A 14,714-nucleotide genomic window follows, 5' to 3' on the forward strand; every position below is an offset into this window, starting at 1 on the left:
AGGGGAAAAATTAAAATGTTAAGAATGATGTGCAAATCTAAAATACACAGGGTGACTGTTACGGATAAATCGCTGAATTATGAAGGGAGTATTACTATAGACGAAGAACTGGCGGAGGCGGCAAATCTGGCTCCGTATGAAGTTGTAAAAGTCGCCAACCTGAATAACGGCGAACGTTTTCAGACATATGTTATAAATGGGAAGCGGGGTTCGGGCGAAATCATACTTAACGGCGCAGCGGCGAGGCTTGGGGAAAAGGGAGATAAATTGATAATAATGGCGTTCTGTATGGTCTCCGAAGAAAAAGTGAGGGATTTCCATCCCTCATTTGTCGCTGTAGACAGCGAAAACAGGATTGTTAAAAAGAAATGAAATACAAAAAAACTTTAAATGAAATAGAAATTCTCAAAAAAGACAGGAAGGCCCTGATACTCGCTCATAATTATCAGAGGCCTGAAGTGCAGGAAATTGCGGATATCACCGGCGATTCGCTCGAACTTGCGCAGGCGGCTTCCGAAACCGATTCGGAAATAATAGTGCTTTGCGGGGTAAGATTTATGGCGGAGACCGCCTCAATATTAAACCCGGGCAAAAAAGTTTATCTGCCGGAAAATAGCGCCGGTTGCCCGATGGCGGATATGATTGGGGCGGATGCGTTGAGAAATATTAAAAAAAACCATCCGGGTGTTCCTGTTGTAACATATGTAAATTCGCCTGCCGAGGTAAAAGCCGAAAGCGACATTTGCTGCACTTCTTCAAATGCGGTTGAAGTCGTAAAATCGGTTTCTTCCGGGAAAGTGATTTTTGTCCCGGACAGGAACCTCGGGTCATTTGTAGCTTCCATGGTGGATAAGGAACTGATATTGTGGGACGGGTACTGTTATGTGCACGATTGTCTGACAAGGGAAGAAGTTCTGAGGGTTAAAGATGCCCACCCGGGCGCGGAAGTTATCGCCCATCCCGAATGCAGGGCGGAAGTGCTTGAAATTGCGGATGCTGTTTTAAGTACGGCAGGGATGCTTGATTATGCCGGAAAAACAGCCGCAAAAACTATAATTGTCGCGACTGAGATAGGCATGTTATGGCCTTTGAAAAAAGCCGCTCCCGGGAAAGAGTTTATTCCCGCGAGTTTTAATATGGTCTGCCGTGAAATGAAATCCATAACCCTGGATTCAGTTCTGTCTTCGCTTAAAGATGAGAGGTTTGAGGTTAAAGTGCCTGAAAGTACAGGCAAAAAGGCATTAAGTGCGATTCAAAAAATGCTTTCGGTAAAATAAAATTATTCATCAGGATTGTTTTATGAATCCCAGATATCTTATAAATTTTGATTTGGCAAAAATGAATTCGGTAAAAACCGGCATGATAGTCATCGGCTCAGGTTCTGCGGGTCTGACAGCGGCTTTGCATGCATCTGCATTCGGTAATGTCACTATTGTCACAAAGTCAAAAATTGAAGAGAGCAATACATTGCATGCGCAGGGCGGTGTGGCCGTTTCACTCTCTAAGGATGATTCATGGGAAAAACATTTTGAAGATACTATTTTTGCGGGAGCGGGTTTGTGCAACAGGAAATCAGTTGAGATCCTTGTAAAGGAAGGGGTCGACAGGGTAAATGAATTAATAGACCTGGGAGCTAATTTTGACAGGCATAACGGCAAACTGCTCTTTACGCGCGAGGCTGCGCATGGACAGCGCAGAATAATACATGCCAACGGAGATAATACGGGAGCAGAAATAGAAAGGACTCTTGTCCGCGCTGTTAAAAATAACAGGAAAATAGATGTAATGGAAGAGCATTACGCGATTGACCTGCTGCATCATAAAAACAGATGTTACGGCGTCATTGCCTTTAACCGAAGAACCGGCAGAAAAACCGCGGTAATCGCTCCCTCTACGATTCTGGCCACCGGAGGAGCGGGTCAGGTATACAGGGAAACCACTAATCCTGAGGTTGCCACCGCAGACGGGATGGCTATCGCTTACAGGGCCGGAACGGCGTTGATGGATATGGAATTTATGCAGTTTCATCCCACAACACTTTATCTCGCCGGGGCGCCCCGCTTCCTGATTTCCGAGACGGTGAGAGGGGAAGGAGGCGTTCTCGTAGATAAAAACGGCTACAGGTTTATGCCCGATTACCATCCTCTTTGCGAACTGGCGCCGCGTGATGTGGTAAGCAGAGCAATAGTTGAACAGATGAAAAAAACCGATTCAAATTTTGTTTCCCTGGACCTGTCGAATATACCGCCGGCAAAAGTCGGGAAAAGATTTCCCAATATAAAAAAGATATGTAATGATTACGGCCTTAAGATTCCCCGCGATAAAATTCCCGTCAGGCCGAGCGCCCATTATATGATGGGAGGGGTACGGATAAATCTTGGTTGTGAAACAAATGTAAAAGGGCTGTATGCGTGCGGCGAGGTTTCATGCTCGGGGGTCCACGGCGCAAACAGGCTTGCAAGTAATTCCCTCCTTGAATCCATGGTTTTTGGATATAGGGCGGGTATCGCCGCCGGACAGAATTCAAAGATGAAAGGTTTCAGGGTCCCGCCGATAAAATATGAGATAGACAGGAAAATCCTGCGTGCGCTTGATGTAGCTGACGTAAAAAGGTCTCTCCAGAGCGTTATGTGGAGATGTGTCGGGCTGGAGAGAGAAGAGCATAGTCTTGCGGAAGCTTATAATATCATTACTTTCTGGGAAAGATATATACTGTCCGCGATGGTCAGATATGCGGACGGGTTTGAATTGCAGAATATGCTGATGGTCGCAAAACTGATGGCTAAAGCCGCTCTTCGCAGGAAAGAAAGCCGTGGAGCTCACTACAGAACTGATTTCCCCAAACCTGTCGAAAAATGGAAAAAACATATTAATTTTTCATTAAAATACTGATTTATCATCCTTCACATCTTAAAAATATTTATGGAAAAGAACATTGTTATCAGGAATGCCAGGCAGCACAACCTGAAGAATATCAGCCTGGAAATACCGAGGAACAGGCTGGTTATTGTTACGGGCCTTTCCGGTTCGGGAAAATCATCGCTTGCTTTTGATACGCTTTACGCGGAAGGGCAAAGGAGATATGTAGAAAGCCTGTCAGCCTATGCGAGGCAGTTTCTTGAGCAGATGCAAAAACCGGAAGTTGATTATATAGAAGGTTTGTCCCCGGCAATATCTATTGAGCAGAGAAGCGCGTCTTCCAATCCCCGTTCGACCGTCGCCACATCCACCGAGATATATGATTACCTGAGGGTTCTTTACGCCAATGCGGGGGATGTGTTCTGTTATAAATGCGGCCGTCCCATAAGCCGGCAGGGGCCTCAGGATATCGCCGATTCCATACTGGAATTGCCGGAAGGCCTGGATATTGCGCTGCTTGCCCCTGTTATTGAAGGCAAGAAAGGCGAACACAGGCAGGTCTTTGAATTCCTCAAAAGAGACGGCTTTTCAAGAGTCAGAATAGACGGCTTTATGAATGAGCTTGATGATGTCACAGGGCTTGATAAAAATAAAAAACACAGCATAGCCGCCGTTGTTGACAGGTTTAAAATTAAGAGCGGAATAGCAAAAAGAGTAAGTGATTCCGTCGAAACGGCTCTTAAGACCGGCAAAGGCAAGATAATTATACAGCGCGGCAGGAATAATAAGGCGGAAGATATCTTTTATAGCGAGGAAAACAGCTGTCCTTACTGTGGAATAAGCTACGGGGAAATAAGCCCCAGGATGTTTTCGTTTAACAGTCCTTACGGGGCCTGTCCCTCCTGTCATGGACTTGGGCATAAACTGAGTTTTTCGAGAGAGTCTGTCGTGCCTGATCCCGATAAATCGCTTGAAAAGTGGGCGATTGCTCCCTGGAAAAGAGGCGGAAAATCATTACTGATTTATTATAAAAAGATTTTAAGGGGGGTATGCAGGCATTTTTCCATTGATATGGATAAGCCGTGGAAGGAACTGTCCGGAAAACAGCAGAAGATAATATTATACGGCTCCGGCGAAGAAGATATTTCTTTTTCATTCTGGAGAAGGGGCGCGGTCAGGCATTTCAGTAAACCTTTTGAAGGTGTTATCCCGAACCTTGAAAGAAGGTTCAGGGAAACGGACAGCGAGGGGGTAAAGGAATACCTGCAGAGATTTATGGGAGAAGAAGACTGCGAACTCTGTAAAGGTTCCAGGCTGAAACAGGAAAGCGCTGCCGTGAAAATAGAAGGTAAATCCATTTATGATTTTACAAGAATGTCTGTTTCAGAGGCTCTGGAATTCATAAACAATATAAATTTTTCTGCAAACAAATTTAAAGTTGCGGGTGAATTGATTAAAGAAGTCAGGATGAGGCTGGTTTTCCTGGAAAATGTAGGCCTTGGATATCTGACGCTGGACAGAAAAAGCGCGACCCTTTCCGGCGGAGAAGCCCAGAGGATAAGGCTGGCGACACAGATCGGATCGGGACTTGTCGGGGTTCTCTACATACTTGATGAACCGAGTATAGGTCTGCACCAGAAGGATAACATAAAACTTCTGAATACATTAAAAAGCCTGAGAGATATGGGCAATACCGTGATTGTGGTGGAACACGATGAAGAAATTATAAGTTCGGGTGATTTTATTATAGATCTGGGTCCCGGCGCGGGGAAAAAGGGAGGATATCTTGTATATGCCGGAGGATTGGACGGCCTGCTTAAAAATAAAAATTCAATAACGGCGGCATATCTTTCGGGAGAAAAAGAGATTTTGCTCAGGGAAAGAAGGATTGTGGGGCCGAAGAATAAATTTTTGAAGGTTTTCGGAGCCAGGGAGAATAATCTTAAAAATATAGATGTGAAGATACCTCTCGGCAGGTTCTGCTGTGTTACGGGTGTGTCGGGATCGGGGAAAAGCACCCTTGTGGATGAAATCTTGAGGAAGGCGCTGTTTCAGAAAATTTACGGTTCCAAGGAAAAACCCGGCGCTTATTCCCGGATAGACGGGGTTTCGAATGTTGACAAGGTAATCCTTATCGACCAGTCGCCTATAGGCAGAACACCGCGTTCCAATCCCGCTACATATACGGGTGTTTTCGGGCATATAAGAGATTTATTTTCAAAAATACCTGAGGCAAAGCAAAGAGGCTATATGCCGGGAAGATTCAGTTTTAACGTCAAAGGGGGCAGATGCGAATCCTGCAGGGGAGACGGAATTTTAAAAATCGAAATGCATTTTCTGCCGGATATTTATGTAGAATGCGAAACCTGCAAAGGGAAACGTTACAACAGGGACACGCTCGATATCAGGTATAAAGGTTTGAATATCGCGGAAGTTCTGGATTCAACGGTTAACGAAATGCTTGAGCATTTTAAAAATGTGCCTAAGATAAGGGAAAAACTTCAGACATTGAAAGATGTCGGGCTTGGTTATATCCATCTCGGTCAGCCCGCGACCACACTATCCGGAGGGGAAGCGCAGAGAGTCAAGTTATCTTCGGAACTGGCGAAGAAAGCGACAGGCAGTACATTGTACATCCTGGATGAACCTACGACCGGGCTGCACTTTGACGATATAAATATGCTTCTTGATGTTTTGCACCGCCTGGTATCGCTGGGCAACACGGTGCTTGTCATAGAACACAACATAGATGTCATCAAAACGGCTGATTATATTATCGATCTCGGCCCTGAAGGCGGCGACAAAGGCGGTTTTATTGTCTGTGAAGGAACGCCTGAAGAATTAGCTTCAAATCCGGAATCTTATACGGGGAATTATCTGAAGAAAAAGCTTTAAGGTCTTATTCCACGAGTTTTCTGAGTTTTTCCAGCTGTTCTATGTTTCCCATCATTATCAGCGAATCTCCGGCGTTCAGCACAAGCTCGGTGCGGGGATTATATATATAATTTTTAGTTTCAGCCTGTTCGACCGCAACAACAATAAGACCTGTTTTCTTTGCTATATCCGCTTCTCCCAGGGTCTTCCTGATGAGGGAGGAGTTTTCAGCGATTGTAACGCTCTCCATTCTCAGGCTCAGATCGGCTTGTTTCAGCATAGTATCAAGAAATGAGACAACAACAGGCCGGAGAGCGACGGATGCAAGGCGCATACCTCCTATCCTGTTGGGAGAAACCGTGGCATTGGCGCCTGCTTTAAGAAGCTTTCTTTCAGAGTCTTCATCGACCGCTTTTGAAATAATCCTGAGGTTGGCATTAAGGCTTCTCGAGGTAAATACGACGAAAAGGTTGCTCGTATCATCGTTCAATGTCGATATCAGGCCTTTTGCGTTTTTTATGCCGGCAAGTTCAAGTATCTCGTCCTGCGTGGCATCTCCTGTCACAAAAAGAAGGTTCTCTTTATACGGTATCTGATTCAGGGCTTCCTCTTTTTTTTCAACTATCACAAACGGGTTTCTTGTTTTATAAAATTCTTCAATAACCGATAAGCCGGTTTTGCCCGCGCCGCATATAATAAAATGATTATTTAATTTAGATATATTTTTATTCATTTTCTTTCTCCTTAAAATATTATTTAATTGCCCTTCAAGAATAAAGGCAGTTGTATTTGATACTCCGTATAACAAAGTTCCCATCCCGGTGAAGATGATAAAAATGGCGAAAAATATTTCAGCGGGATTTTCTCCGATTTCCCTGTTGCCGACCGTTGATATAAGGCAGATTGTCAGATAAAGGGCATTTTCAACCGAAATATTTTTAAGAGCGGCAAATCCTGCCGTGCCCGTAATAATCACCGCCGCAAGGGCTATGATGATTTTCAGGATCCTTTTTTGAATGATATCCATAGTAACTATATTATTTAATCCGGCCCGGCGTGTCAATTATTTCAGAAAGAATATGGAATATCTTTTTTGACATGGGGAAGAATTTAGTGTAATTTAAATGGGAAAAATTTTTAAAAGGACGGTGTTTCAATGATAAAGAAAAGTTGTATTCTTTTTTTGACGGTATTGTTTATGGCGGGTGTTAAATGCTATGCGCTTAAAGTGTCTGATGTTTCGACCCAGTGCCCCGAACATCCGTCAACCGCGGCTGTTGACGGCAATGACGCCAGTTACTGGCTGTCATCAAAAGGGATGAGTCCGGCCTGGCTGGCCATAGATATAGGGAAGACAACTAAAATCAACGGTATTCAGCTGATCTGGGGTGATAAGGCCGCCAGATTATATAAGATATACATATCTTCGGGGGGAAAAAAATGGGATGAAGTCGCCTGTGTTGATGACGGCAAAAAAAATGAAAGCCGCATGATATTCTTTGATGACAAAGAAGCAAGAATGATAAAAATCTATTGCGAGGAGGGCGCTGACGGGGACGAATATTCAATAAGGGAGATAAAGCTGCTGTGTAACATAGAAGAAACTCAGGCCGATAACCCCATTATTTCTATTAAAGCCTCTTCCGAAGGTCCCGGAAGCGACGGAGCCATAACGGCATGCGACGGAAACGATCTTACAAGATGGGCATCCAGACAGGGAAGCGAATATGAATGGATAGAATTTGAATTTACAGGTATGCAAAAGATAAAAGCCGTGGAAATTATCTGGGAACGGGCATCCGCGAAGGAATATACGATAGAAACATCCGTCGACGGTAAAACATGGGAGTTGCAGTCTGCGGTCAAAGACGGCCGGCAGGGAGAAAGAAGAATGGTGCTTCTTAAAAACGAACCCGAAATCAAATTTTTCAGGGTCAATTGTTTCAGCAGGGCAAGTGTCTGGGGTTATTCAATATGGGAAGTAAAACCCATATTAACCGGCAAACCTAAATTCTCAGGGAAAAGATCCGAAAAGAAAACAGAATTGAAATTCGACAGGTTCCAGTCCCATGCCAGCGGCGCGCTGAAAAAAGAATGGCTTTACAGAGATGCTTCCGAAAAACTTGTTAAAAGCGTTACCGCATCTTCGACAAGGGAAGGGCATGAACCCGTTTATGCGGTAGACCCCAGGATGAGAACCAGCTGGTTCTCGGACGCAAACGGCGAGGAATGGCTGCAGATAGAATTTAAGGAAGGCGTGATTCTGGGGAATTTAAGATTGAAATGGAATTATAACCCTGCCCAGCATTTTAAAATCCAGGTTTCGGAAGACGGATCTGACTGGCGGGATGTTTATGAGCAGGAAGGCGTGGGGAAATACGAGCAGAAATATATAAGTTTTGATTCAGTTGCGTGCAGGTTTATGAGAATACTATGTATAAAACCCACTTTTGATGAAGCGACTTCCGGTAATTATGACAGTTATTCGGTGATTGATATCAGTATCAATCCTGCTAAACCGACCCCTGTTTGGAAGCAGAATTGAACAAAATCTTATGAAAGTAAAAATATTATTTTTCATAACAGTATGTTTTTTTGCGGTTGCGGCGGTTTCGGCCGAAGAACAGCTTTATGCCGGAAAGAGCGAGAACCCTCCGACACACACAATAGAAAAGTTTTTCTCGGCCAGCAACAAGATCCCCATATGGATATCGGATTCGGAAATAGTTTTCGTGAGGGAAAGCATAATGTGGATCGTGAATCCGGGAGACAAGGTAGTGGATGATGAAAAAGGGAGAATTATCAAGGAAGAGATTTGCGTAATGAACCTGGATACAGGCAGGATCAGCGTGGTATATAATACAGCCGGCAGAAAGAAACGTATAGAAGCTCTGGGATTGCGCGATAAGGATATCCTTATCAAAGATAAGTTTAAAGGTGATTTATATGTTTCCGAGAATGGCTGGTTGAGGAAATCCGGGAAATCGGAGGAAGCTGGTTTTAATGAGGTTTTAAACCGGTCCGTAAAAGATAATGAGAGAAAAGGCAGATGCATTTATGAAGAAGGCGGCAATATTATGATGAAATGCAGAGGATCGGACAAGCCGGTTGTTTTGGTAAAAAGCCTGTTTAAGACGGTCGAGTTTTCCAAAAAAAGATGAAAGGCTACTTTAACAGCAGGTTCAGTATATTGTATGAAGCCTTTACTTCGGCGGTCGTCGGTTTCGTTCTTGCTATAGTCGTGCGCGGGTTTATCGATTTTCCTGTAGTTAAGATATGGACCAGGACATCCGCGGCGGCTTTTCTTATTCTTATAATGCTGGACTGCAGGTTTTCGAAATTAAGCGGGCATGAGCTCGGGCTGGATATCTCGCTTGCGGCAAAAAAATATCTTTACGGTTTGGCTTCGGGGGTTCTGAGCCTGTGTGTTCTTCTGGTAGCCTTTTATTCTTTCCGGCTGAGATATCCCGACCCGGCTTTCCTATGGAGTTCTTTTTCGCGTCGCTTGGTTGCGGCCCTTTTTATTGCGCTTGCGGTGTCTGTATTTGAAGAATTTGTCTTTAGAGGCTACCTGTTTTCAAAGATAAAAAAATACAGTTCGGTAAAAGTTTCTTTCTGGACTGTAACCGTTCTGTTTGCCATGTTGCATCTTATAAAACCGGTTTTCATTGACGGTGAAAAGTTTTTTCCGGAACATTTTGCCGGCATGTTCGGCATAGCCGCCGTCAGTTATATACTTATGGATGCGAGGATAAAAACCGGAAGCCTGTTTTTCCCGATGGGAATCCATGCCGGATGGGTTTTTGTTATGAAGACCAAGAGTATTTTTCTGGATGTCCCGACGCATTACAGTGATTCATGGTTTTTGCCTCTTTTTGGTTCAACCGAATATTTTGAAGGAGGATTGGTTTCGTGTCTTTTTCTTATAGCCGTAGCGGTATTCTTAACAAAAAAAATATATCCGGCTCTGCAAAGAAGATAAAGTCCGCGGCGGGTTCCTGGCTTAAAACCGCAGAAGATATTTTTTTCCCTCCGAGATGTTTGTTTTGCGGGAAACTCTGTGATGACGGGGAGATAAGGTTTATTTGCGGGGATTGTTACGGCGGATTTACGGGTTTCGATTCCGTCCGGTGCGTAAAATGCGGGAAAATCCATTCCGAAGCAAACAGTCTCTGCGTCAGATGCAGTTATGCTCAATTTTCCTGCGGCAGGGCTTATCATGCTTACAGACTGTGTGAAAAAACCAGATTCCTTGTACACCAGTTTAAATACGGCAAAAATTTTGAAGCGGCGCAGGCTATTGCGGGATTAATGGATAAAAAAGGGCTTTTAAGCGCAATATCATCTGATATAATCGTACCTGTGCCCATGCATATAATTGATAGACTGAAAAGAGGTTTCAACCATTCTTCATTTCTCGCAAAGATGATTTCTAAAATTACGGGAATTCCTGTTGTGAAGGCTCTTGCCAAAACAAAAAGCACCCTCCATCAGGCAAGCCTTACGAGAACAAAAAGAATAAAAAACATTAAAAATGCCTTTAAAACCGTAAAAGCCGGCAGAATAAAAGGAAAAAAAATCCTTTTGTTTGATGATATATGCACTACGGGGGCTACGTTAAACGAATGTGCGATTGCCCTGAAAAAGGCGGAAGCCCGGAGTATAGAAGTTATGACTTTTGCTGTTACAGCCTCGGACAGCAGCTCTTAAACAGATTAAGTTTTATATAAGGAGACGATTGATGAAAAAGTTTATTTTTGCCGCGGTCATCACTCTGCTGATTTCAGGTTTTTCATATTCCCAGGATTATATTTTAGTTTCCCAGATTCCGCTGGGTATTCATAACGAAAGTTTTGTAAAAATATTCGGGAAACAGATACAGAAAAAAGCCTTCCATCAGGGTGTCTACCGTTATTATATGGGGGAAAAACAGTATTATTGGGGAAACCTTTCCGCCACGGCCGATGCGACTAAACTTAAAAAGTATGATAATTATGTCATAACATCAATAAACATAAAGCTTTATGAATTGGATAAATGTTATGCCTGTGATGTTTTTGAATTCATTATAGAAAGCCTTAATGACCGGTTTGGAGAGCCTGAGATTAAAGGAACCCTGAAACCGGTTTATACATGGAACACTGAAGACGTCCTTATTAAAAAAGAAGATAACTGTATAACATTTTCCGCTAAAGAAAAATACCTTGAGAATTTGCAGAGGGAAGAGCTTCAACAGTCGGTCGAATCTCTTTTCGGCTGCCAATAGATTAGTTTAAAAATACCTTTTTACCCTTGACATACTTAGAAGAACAGATAAAATAGTGAAACTTTGAACCAAGTAAGCAGAAAAACGGCAATATTAAATTTAAGGAGGGTTCCATGGCTGTAAAAGTTGCTATTAACGGGTTTGGCCGTATAGGAAGACAGGTATTCAGGCTTCTTAAGGCTGAGAAAGGTTTTGAAATTGTTGCTATTAACGATTTAACCGATTCAAAGACACTCGGGCATTTGCTCAAATACGATTCTGTCCATGGTAAATATAAAGGGACCATCCAGGTAAAAGAAGACGCTCTTATAGTGGATGGCAAAGAAACAAAAGTTTTGAAAATAAAGGACCCCGCGCAGCTTCCCTGGAAAGATATGAAAGTTGACATAGTGTTGGAATCCACAGGTGTTTTTGCGAGCGCGGAAGACCTGCAGAAGCATATATCGGCCGGCGCTAAAAAAGTATTGCTGACCGTTCCTCCCAAGAAAGACCCCGAGGGGAAAGTAAAAATAGTCGTGATGGGAGTAAATGACAAAGACCTTACACCGGACCAGATTTTTGTTTCAAATGCTTCCTGCACGACAAATTGTCTTGCTCCTGTTGCGAAGGTTCTTCATGAGGCGTTCGGCATCAAGAGGGGTCTTATGACGACTGTACATGCTTATACGAATGATCAGAGGATATTAGATCTGCCTCATAAAGACCTGAGAAGAGCCCGCGCGGCGGCTTCAAGCATAATTCCGACCACTACAGGCGCTGCAAGAGCCGTAGGGAAAGTGCTCCCGGACCTTAACGGGAAACTTGACGGTTTTGCAATGAGGGTTCCTGTTACGGACGGTTCGGTTGTTGACCTGACCGTGGAATTAGCAAAGGAAGTTACAATAGAAGAAGTTAATGCCGCTGTTAAAAAAGCCGCGGAAAGCGAACTGAAAGGCATTCTCGAATATGAAGAAGCCCCTATTGTTTCGGTGGATATCGTAGGCAACTCCGCTTCATCAGTTTTTGATGCCCTGTCTACCATGGTTATGAACGGCAACATGGTTAAAGTTGTTTCCTGGTATGATAATGAGTGGGGTTATTCAAATAGGTGCATCGATTTGATTAAAAAGATGTCTGAATAATCATAAAAGGTATTTTATTATGGCTAAACTTTTTATTGAAGACCTGGATGTTAAGGGCAAAAAGGTTCTTATAAGAGTTGATTTCAACGTTCCTCTCGACGATAAACAGAATATCACCGATGATACGAGAATCCGCGCTGCTTTGCCGACCATAAAATATGTTATGGACAATGGCGGCAGGGCCATTCTTATGTCTCATCTGGGAAGGCCTAAAGGGCAAAGAAACCCCGAATACAGCCTTGAACCTGTCGCAAAAAGACTTTCAGAACTCCTGAATAAAAACGTCGGTTTTGCCAATGACTGTATCGGCAGCAGAGTCCAGATGATGGTCGGGCAATTGAAAGAAGGCGATGTGCTTTTGCTTGAGAACCTGAGGTTCTATCCGGGCGAGGAAAAAGGCGATGATTCTTTTGCCGGGGAACTTGCTTCGCTGGGTGATATGTATATCGATGATGCTTTCGGAACCGCGCACAGGGCTCATGCTTCCATGGTAGGCGTGACAAAACACATAAAACAGTGTGCCGCCGGGTATCTGCTTAAAAAAGAAATCGATTATCTCGGGCAGGCTGTCGAAAACCCGAAAAGGCCTTTCATCGCCATTATGGGCGGAGCGAAGGTATCGGATAAAATTAAGGTCATTAAAAACCTTATAGAAAAAGTGGATTCCATACTGATCGGCGGAGCGATGGCGTATACTTTTCTGAAGGTTAAGGGTATCTCTGTGGGAAGTTCCAGAGTCGAGGAGATTATAGAAGATAAAAAAGGAAATAAAATTAATGTTCCGGATCTTGTTTCCGAGATATTAAAGAAAGCCCATGCCAGAAATGTAAGCATACTTTTACCTGTCGACCATGTAATAGGCGATAAATTCGGTGAGGACGCGAATGTAAAGGTGGTTGAAGAAGATAAAATAACGGACGGCTGGATGGGACTTGATATAGGGCCTGAGACAATAGATTTGTATTCCGCGAAAATCAAGGAAGCGAAAACCATCATATGGAACGGACCTATGGGTGTTTTTGAAATGAAACCTTTCTCCGAAGGAACGATGGCGATCGCCAGGGCTTTATCTGAATCGGATGCGATATCCATTGTCGGAGGGGGAGATTCTGTCTCCGCTGTGAATAAAAGCGGCGTAAGCGACAAGATTTCACATATATCTACGGGCGGCGGGGCGTCGCTTGAATATCTCGAGGGAAAAGAGTTGCCGGGTATAGCGGCGCTGACCGATAAATAAAACTTAAGTATGAAAAAAGACTAAAAAATAAAATATTTAAACCACAGATTACACAGAGTTACACAGATAGGAAAAAAGAAAGAAATATAAAAAAATTAAAAGTATTTTATAGTATTTATCTGTGATTATCTGAGCTATCTGTGGTTATATAAGAAATTATAGGAGATTAACAACATGCGTAAGCCTATTATAGCCGGAAACTGGAAGCTTTATAAAACTATTTCTGAAGCTGTTGAATTCGTTTCTGAACTCAGGGAAAAGGTTAAAGGAATAAACGATGTTGATATTGTTGTCTGCCCGCCTTTCACGGCTGTTTCGAAGGTGGCGGATGTCCTGAAAGGTTCGAATGTCAAAGTAGGGGCGCAGGATGCGTACTGGGAAGAGCAAGGAGCTTTTACGGGAGAGGTTTCCCCGTCAATGATAAAAGAAGCGGGATGTTCGTATGTTATCCTCGGGCATTCCGAAAGAAGGGCAATGTTTGGAGATACCAATGAAACGGTTAACAAAAAGCTGAAAGCGGTGTTACATACAGGTTTAACCCCTATAGTTTGTGTGGGCGAGAAACTGGAAGAGCGCGAAAAGGGGATAACAAAAGATATTGTCAAAGATCAAATTCAGGGATCTCTTCAGGGATTGAAAAAGGAAGAGATGCTGAAGGCGGTTATTGCGTATGAGCCGGTTTGGGCTATAGGAACCGGCAAAACCGCGACACCGGAGCAGGCGCAGGAGGTTCATTCTTATATAAGGGAGCTTTTATCTGATTTATTCGGTGGCGAGGTTGCTGAATCTGTCCGTATCCAGTATGGCGGAAGCATAAAACCCGATAATATCAAAAAGCTGATGTCACAGAAAGATATTGACGGCGGCCTTGTAGGCGGAGCAAGCTTAAAAGTTGATTCATTCGAAAAATTAATTAAATACCAAGAGGTATAAATATGTTTACTTTTCTTTTATCTGTGCATGTTTTGTTGTGTATAGCTTTGGTTGTTATTGTGTTACTGCAGGCCGGAAAAGGGCAGGGTTTGGCCGGACTTTTCGGCGCGGGAGGCGGAACTCAGACTATTTTCGGCTCCAGAGCGGGAGATATACTGACGAAGTTTACGACTGTCGTAGCGGTTTTATGGATGCTTATAAGTGTTTCCCTCGCAGTCATGAGCTCCAAAAGGAGCGGGACATTTGCCTCGAAGATAGAAGCCGAGGCCGCAAAAACCGTAAAGGAAACGCCGCTGCAGCAGGACAGTAAGCCCGAATAATTGGACCACTCGCTTTCAGGCGCCGTTTATTTAAACGGCGCTTTTTTATTGTAAAAAAATATTATTGAAATACAATAGTTCAATAAGCGGTTTTAAAGGAAGGT

Annotated in this window: 14 protein-coding genes; 13 read left to right on the top strand and 1 reads right to left on the bottom strand. The window is 43.5% G+C overall.

The features are described 5' to 3' along the window. The first annotated feature begins 15 nt into the window (after positions 1-15). Genes M0R36_06420 through uvrA form a run of 4 tightly spaced genes read left to right on the top strand, consistent with a single transcriptional unit; the run spans position 16 to position 5,754 of the window. Positions 16-372 carry an aspartate 1-decarboxylase gene (locus M0R36_06420; GenBank protein MCK9555432.1) on the top strand — a complete coding sequence of 119 codons (357 nt, stop codon included), beginning with the start codon at positions 16-18 and terminating at the stop codon, positions 370-372. Next, positions 369-1,277, top strand: coding sequence for a quinolinate synthase NadA (nadA, locus tag M0R36_06425; protein ID MCK9555433.1), 909 nt, complete (start codon positions 369-371; stop codon positions 1,275-1,277). The genes M0R36_06420 and nadA overlap by 4 nt, the downstream gene beginning before the upstream one ends. Before the next feature lie 22 nt (positions 1,278-1,299). Then, positions 1,300-2,892 carry an L-aspartate oxidase gene (gene nadB, locus M0R36_06430; protein MCK9555434.1) on the top strand — a complete coding sequence of 531 codons (1,593 nt, stop codon included), beginning with the start codon at positions 1,300-1,302 and terminating at the stop codon, positions 2,890-2,892. A 30-nt stretch (positions 2,893-2,922) separates the two neighbouring features. Next, positions 2,923-5,754, top strand: coding sequence for an excinuclease ABC subunit UvrA (gene uvrA / locus M0R36_06435; protein MCK9555435.1), 2,832 nt, complete (start codon positions 2,923-2,925; stop codon positions 5,752-5,754). Between the two features lie 4 nt (positions 5,755-5,758). Here uvrA and M0R36_06440 read toward each other — a convergent pair whose 3' ends face one another. Beyond that, positions 5,759-6,760 carry a TrkA family potassium uptake protein gene (locus M0R36_06440; GenBank protein ID MCK9555436.1) on the bottom strand — a complete coding sequence of 334 codons (1,002 nt, stop codon included), beginning with the start codon at positions 6,758-6,760 and terminating at the stop codon, positions 5,759-5,761. A 129-nt stretch (positions 6,761-6,889) separates the two neighbouring features. Between M0R36_06440 and M0R36_06445 the strand changes: the two genes are divergently transcribed. From M0R36_06445 to secG, 9 genes are all read left to right on the top strand, one after another. Continuing rightward, positions 6,890-8,278 (top strand): discoidin domain-containing protein, encoded by a 1,389-nt coding sequence (locus M0R36_06445; GenBank protein MCK9555437.1) that lies wholly within the window; start codon positions 6,890-6,892, stop codon positions 8,276-8,278. Positions 8,279-8,288: 10 nt separating this feature from the next. Continuing rightward, a complete protein-coding gene (locus M0R36_06450; protein ID MCK9555438.1) occupies positions 8,289-8,894 on the top strand; it encodes a hypothetical protein in 606 nt (201 codons plus the stop codon). Next, entirely contained in the window at positions 8,891-9,715 is an 825-nt protein-coding gene (locus M0R36_06455; GenBank protein MCK9555439.1) for a CPBP family intramembrane metalloprotease, read from the top strand. The genes M0R36_06450 and M0R36_06455 overlap by 4 nt, the downstream gene beginning before the upstream one ends. Further along, on the top strand, positions 9,646-10,443 hold the full coding sequence (locus M0R36_06460) for a ComF family protein (protein MCK9555440.1): 798 nt from the start codon (positions 9,646-9,648) through the stop codon (positions 10,441-10,443). The genes M0R36_06455 and M0R36_06460 overlap by 70 nt, the downstream gene beginning before the upstream one ends. 31 nt (positions 10,444-10,474) lie before the next feature. Beyond that, entirely contained in the window at positions 10,475-10,999 is a 525-nt protein-coding gene (locus tag M0R36_06465) for a hypothetical protein (GenBank protein MCK9555441.1), read from the top strand. Between the two features lie 113 nt (positions 11,000-11,112). Continuing rightward, positions 11,113-12,120, top strand: a complete 1,008-nt coding sequence (gene gap / locus M0R36_06470) for a type I glyceraldehyde-3-phosphate dehydrogenase (protein MCK9555442.1) — start codon at positions 11,113-11,115, stop codon at positions 12,118-12,120. A 19-nt stretch (positions 12,121-12,139) separates the two neighbouring features. Then, a complete protein-coding gene (locus M0R36_06475; GenBank protein ID MCK9555443.1) occupies positions 12,140-13,357 on the top strand; it encodes a phosphoglycerate kinase in 1,218 nt (405 codons plus the stop codon). Positions 13,358-13,531: 174 nt separating this feature from the next. After that, on the top strand, positions 13,532-14,290 hold the full coding sequence (gene tpiA / locus M0R36_06480) for a triose-phosphate isomerase (protein MCK9555444.1): 759 nt from the start codon (positions 13,532-13,534) through the stop codon (positions 14,288-14,290). Positions 14,291-14,292: 2 nt separating this feature from the next. Continuing rightward, complete coding sequence (secG, locus tag M0R36_06485; GenBank protein MCK9555445.1) at positions 14,293-14,610, top strand: preprotein translocase subunit SecG; 318 nt, start codon at positions 14,293-14,295, stop codon at positions 14,608-14,610. The last annotated feature ends 104 nt before the right edge of the window (positions 14,611-14,714 follow it).

The organism is bacterium (assembly GCA_023228325.1).
Classification (GTDB): Bacteria; Auribacterota; UBA6266; order UBA6266; family UBA6266; genus UBA6266.

What these genes read in the sequence shown, in the direction of transcription:
- M0R36_06420 (MCK9555432.1), top strand. Translation starts at nt 16, where the DNA reads ATGTTAAGAATGATGTGCAAATCTAAAATACACAGGGTGACTGTTACG.
- nadA (MCK9555433.1), top strand. Translation starts at nt 369, where the DNA reads ATGAAATACAAAAAAACTTTAAATGAAATAGAAATTCTCAAAAAAGAC.
- nadB (MCK9555434.1), top strand. Translation starts at nt 1,300, where the DNA reads ATGAATCCCAGATATCTTATAAATTTTGATTTGGCAAAAATGAATTCG.
- uvrA (MCK9555435.1), top strand. Translation starts at nt 2,923, where the DNA reads ATGGAAAAGAACATTGTTATCAGGAATGCCAGGCAGCACAACCTGAAG.
- M0R36_06440 (MCK9555436.1), bottom strand. Translation starts at nt 6,760, where the DNA reads ATGGATATCATTCAAAAAAGGATCCTGAAAATCATCATAGCCCTTGCG.
- M0R36_06445 (MCK9555437.1), top strand. Translation starts at nt 6,890, where the DNA reads ATGATAAAGAAAAGTTGTATTCTTTTTTTGACGGTATTGTTTATGGCG.
- M0R36_06450 (MCK9555438.1), top strand. Translation starts at nt 8,289, where the DNA reads ATGAAAGTAAAAATATTATTTTTCATAACAGTATGTTTTTTTGCGGTT.
- M0R36_06455 (MCK9555439.1), top strand. Translation starts at nt 8,891, where the DNA reads ATGAAAGGCTACTTTAACAGCAGGTTCAGTATATTGTATGAAGCCTTT.
- M0R36_06465 (MCK9555441.1), top strand. Translation starts at nt 10,475, where the DNA reads ATGAAAAAGTTTATTTTTGCCGCGGTCATCACTCTGCTGATTTCAGGT.
- gap (MCK9555442.1), top strand. Translation starts at nt 11,113, where the DNA reads ATGGCTGTAAAAGTTGCTATTAACGGGTTTGGCCGTATAGGAAGACAG.
- M0R36_06475 (MCK9555443.1), top strand. Translation starts at nt 12,140, where the DNA reads ATGGCTAAACTTTTTATTGAAGACCTGGATGTTAAGGGCAAAAAGGTT.
- tpiA (MCK9555444.1), top strand. Translation starts at nt 13,532, where the DNA reads ATGCGTAAGCCTATTATAGCCGGAAACTGGAAGCTTTATAAAACTATT.
- secG (MCK9555445.1), top strand. Translation starts at nt 14,293, where the DNA reads ATGTTTACTTTTCTTTTATCTGTGCATGTTTTGTTGTGTATAGCTTTG.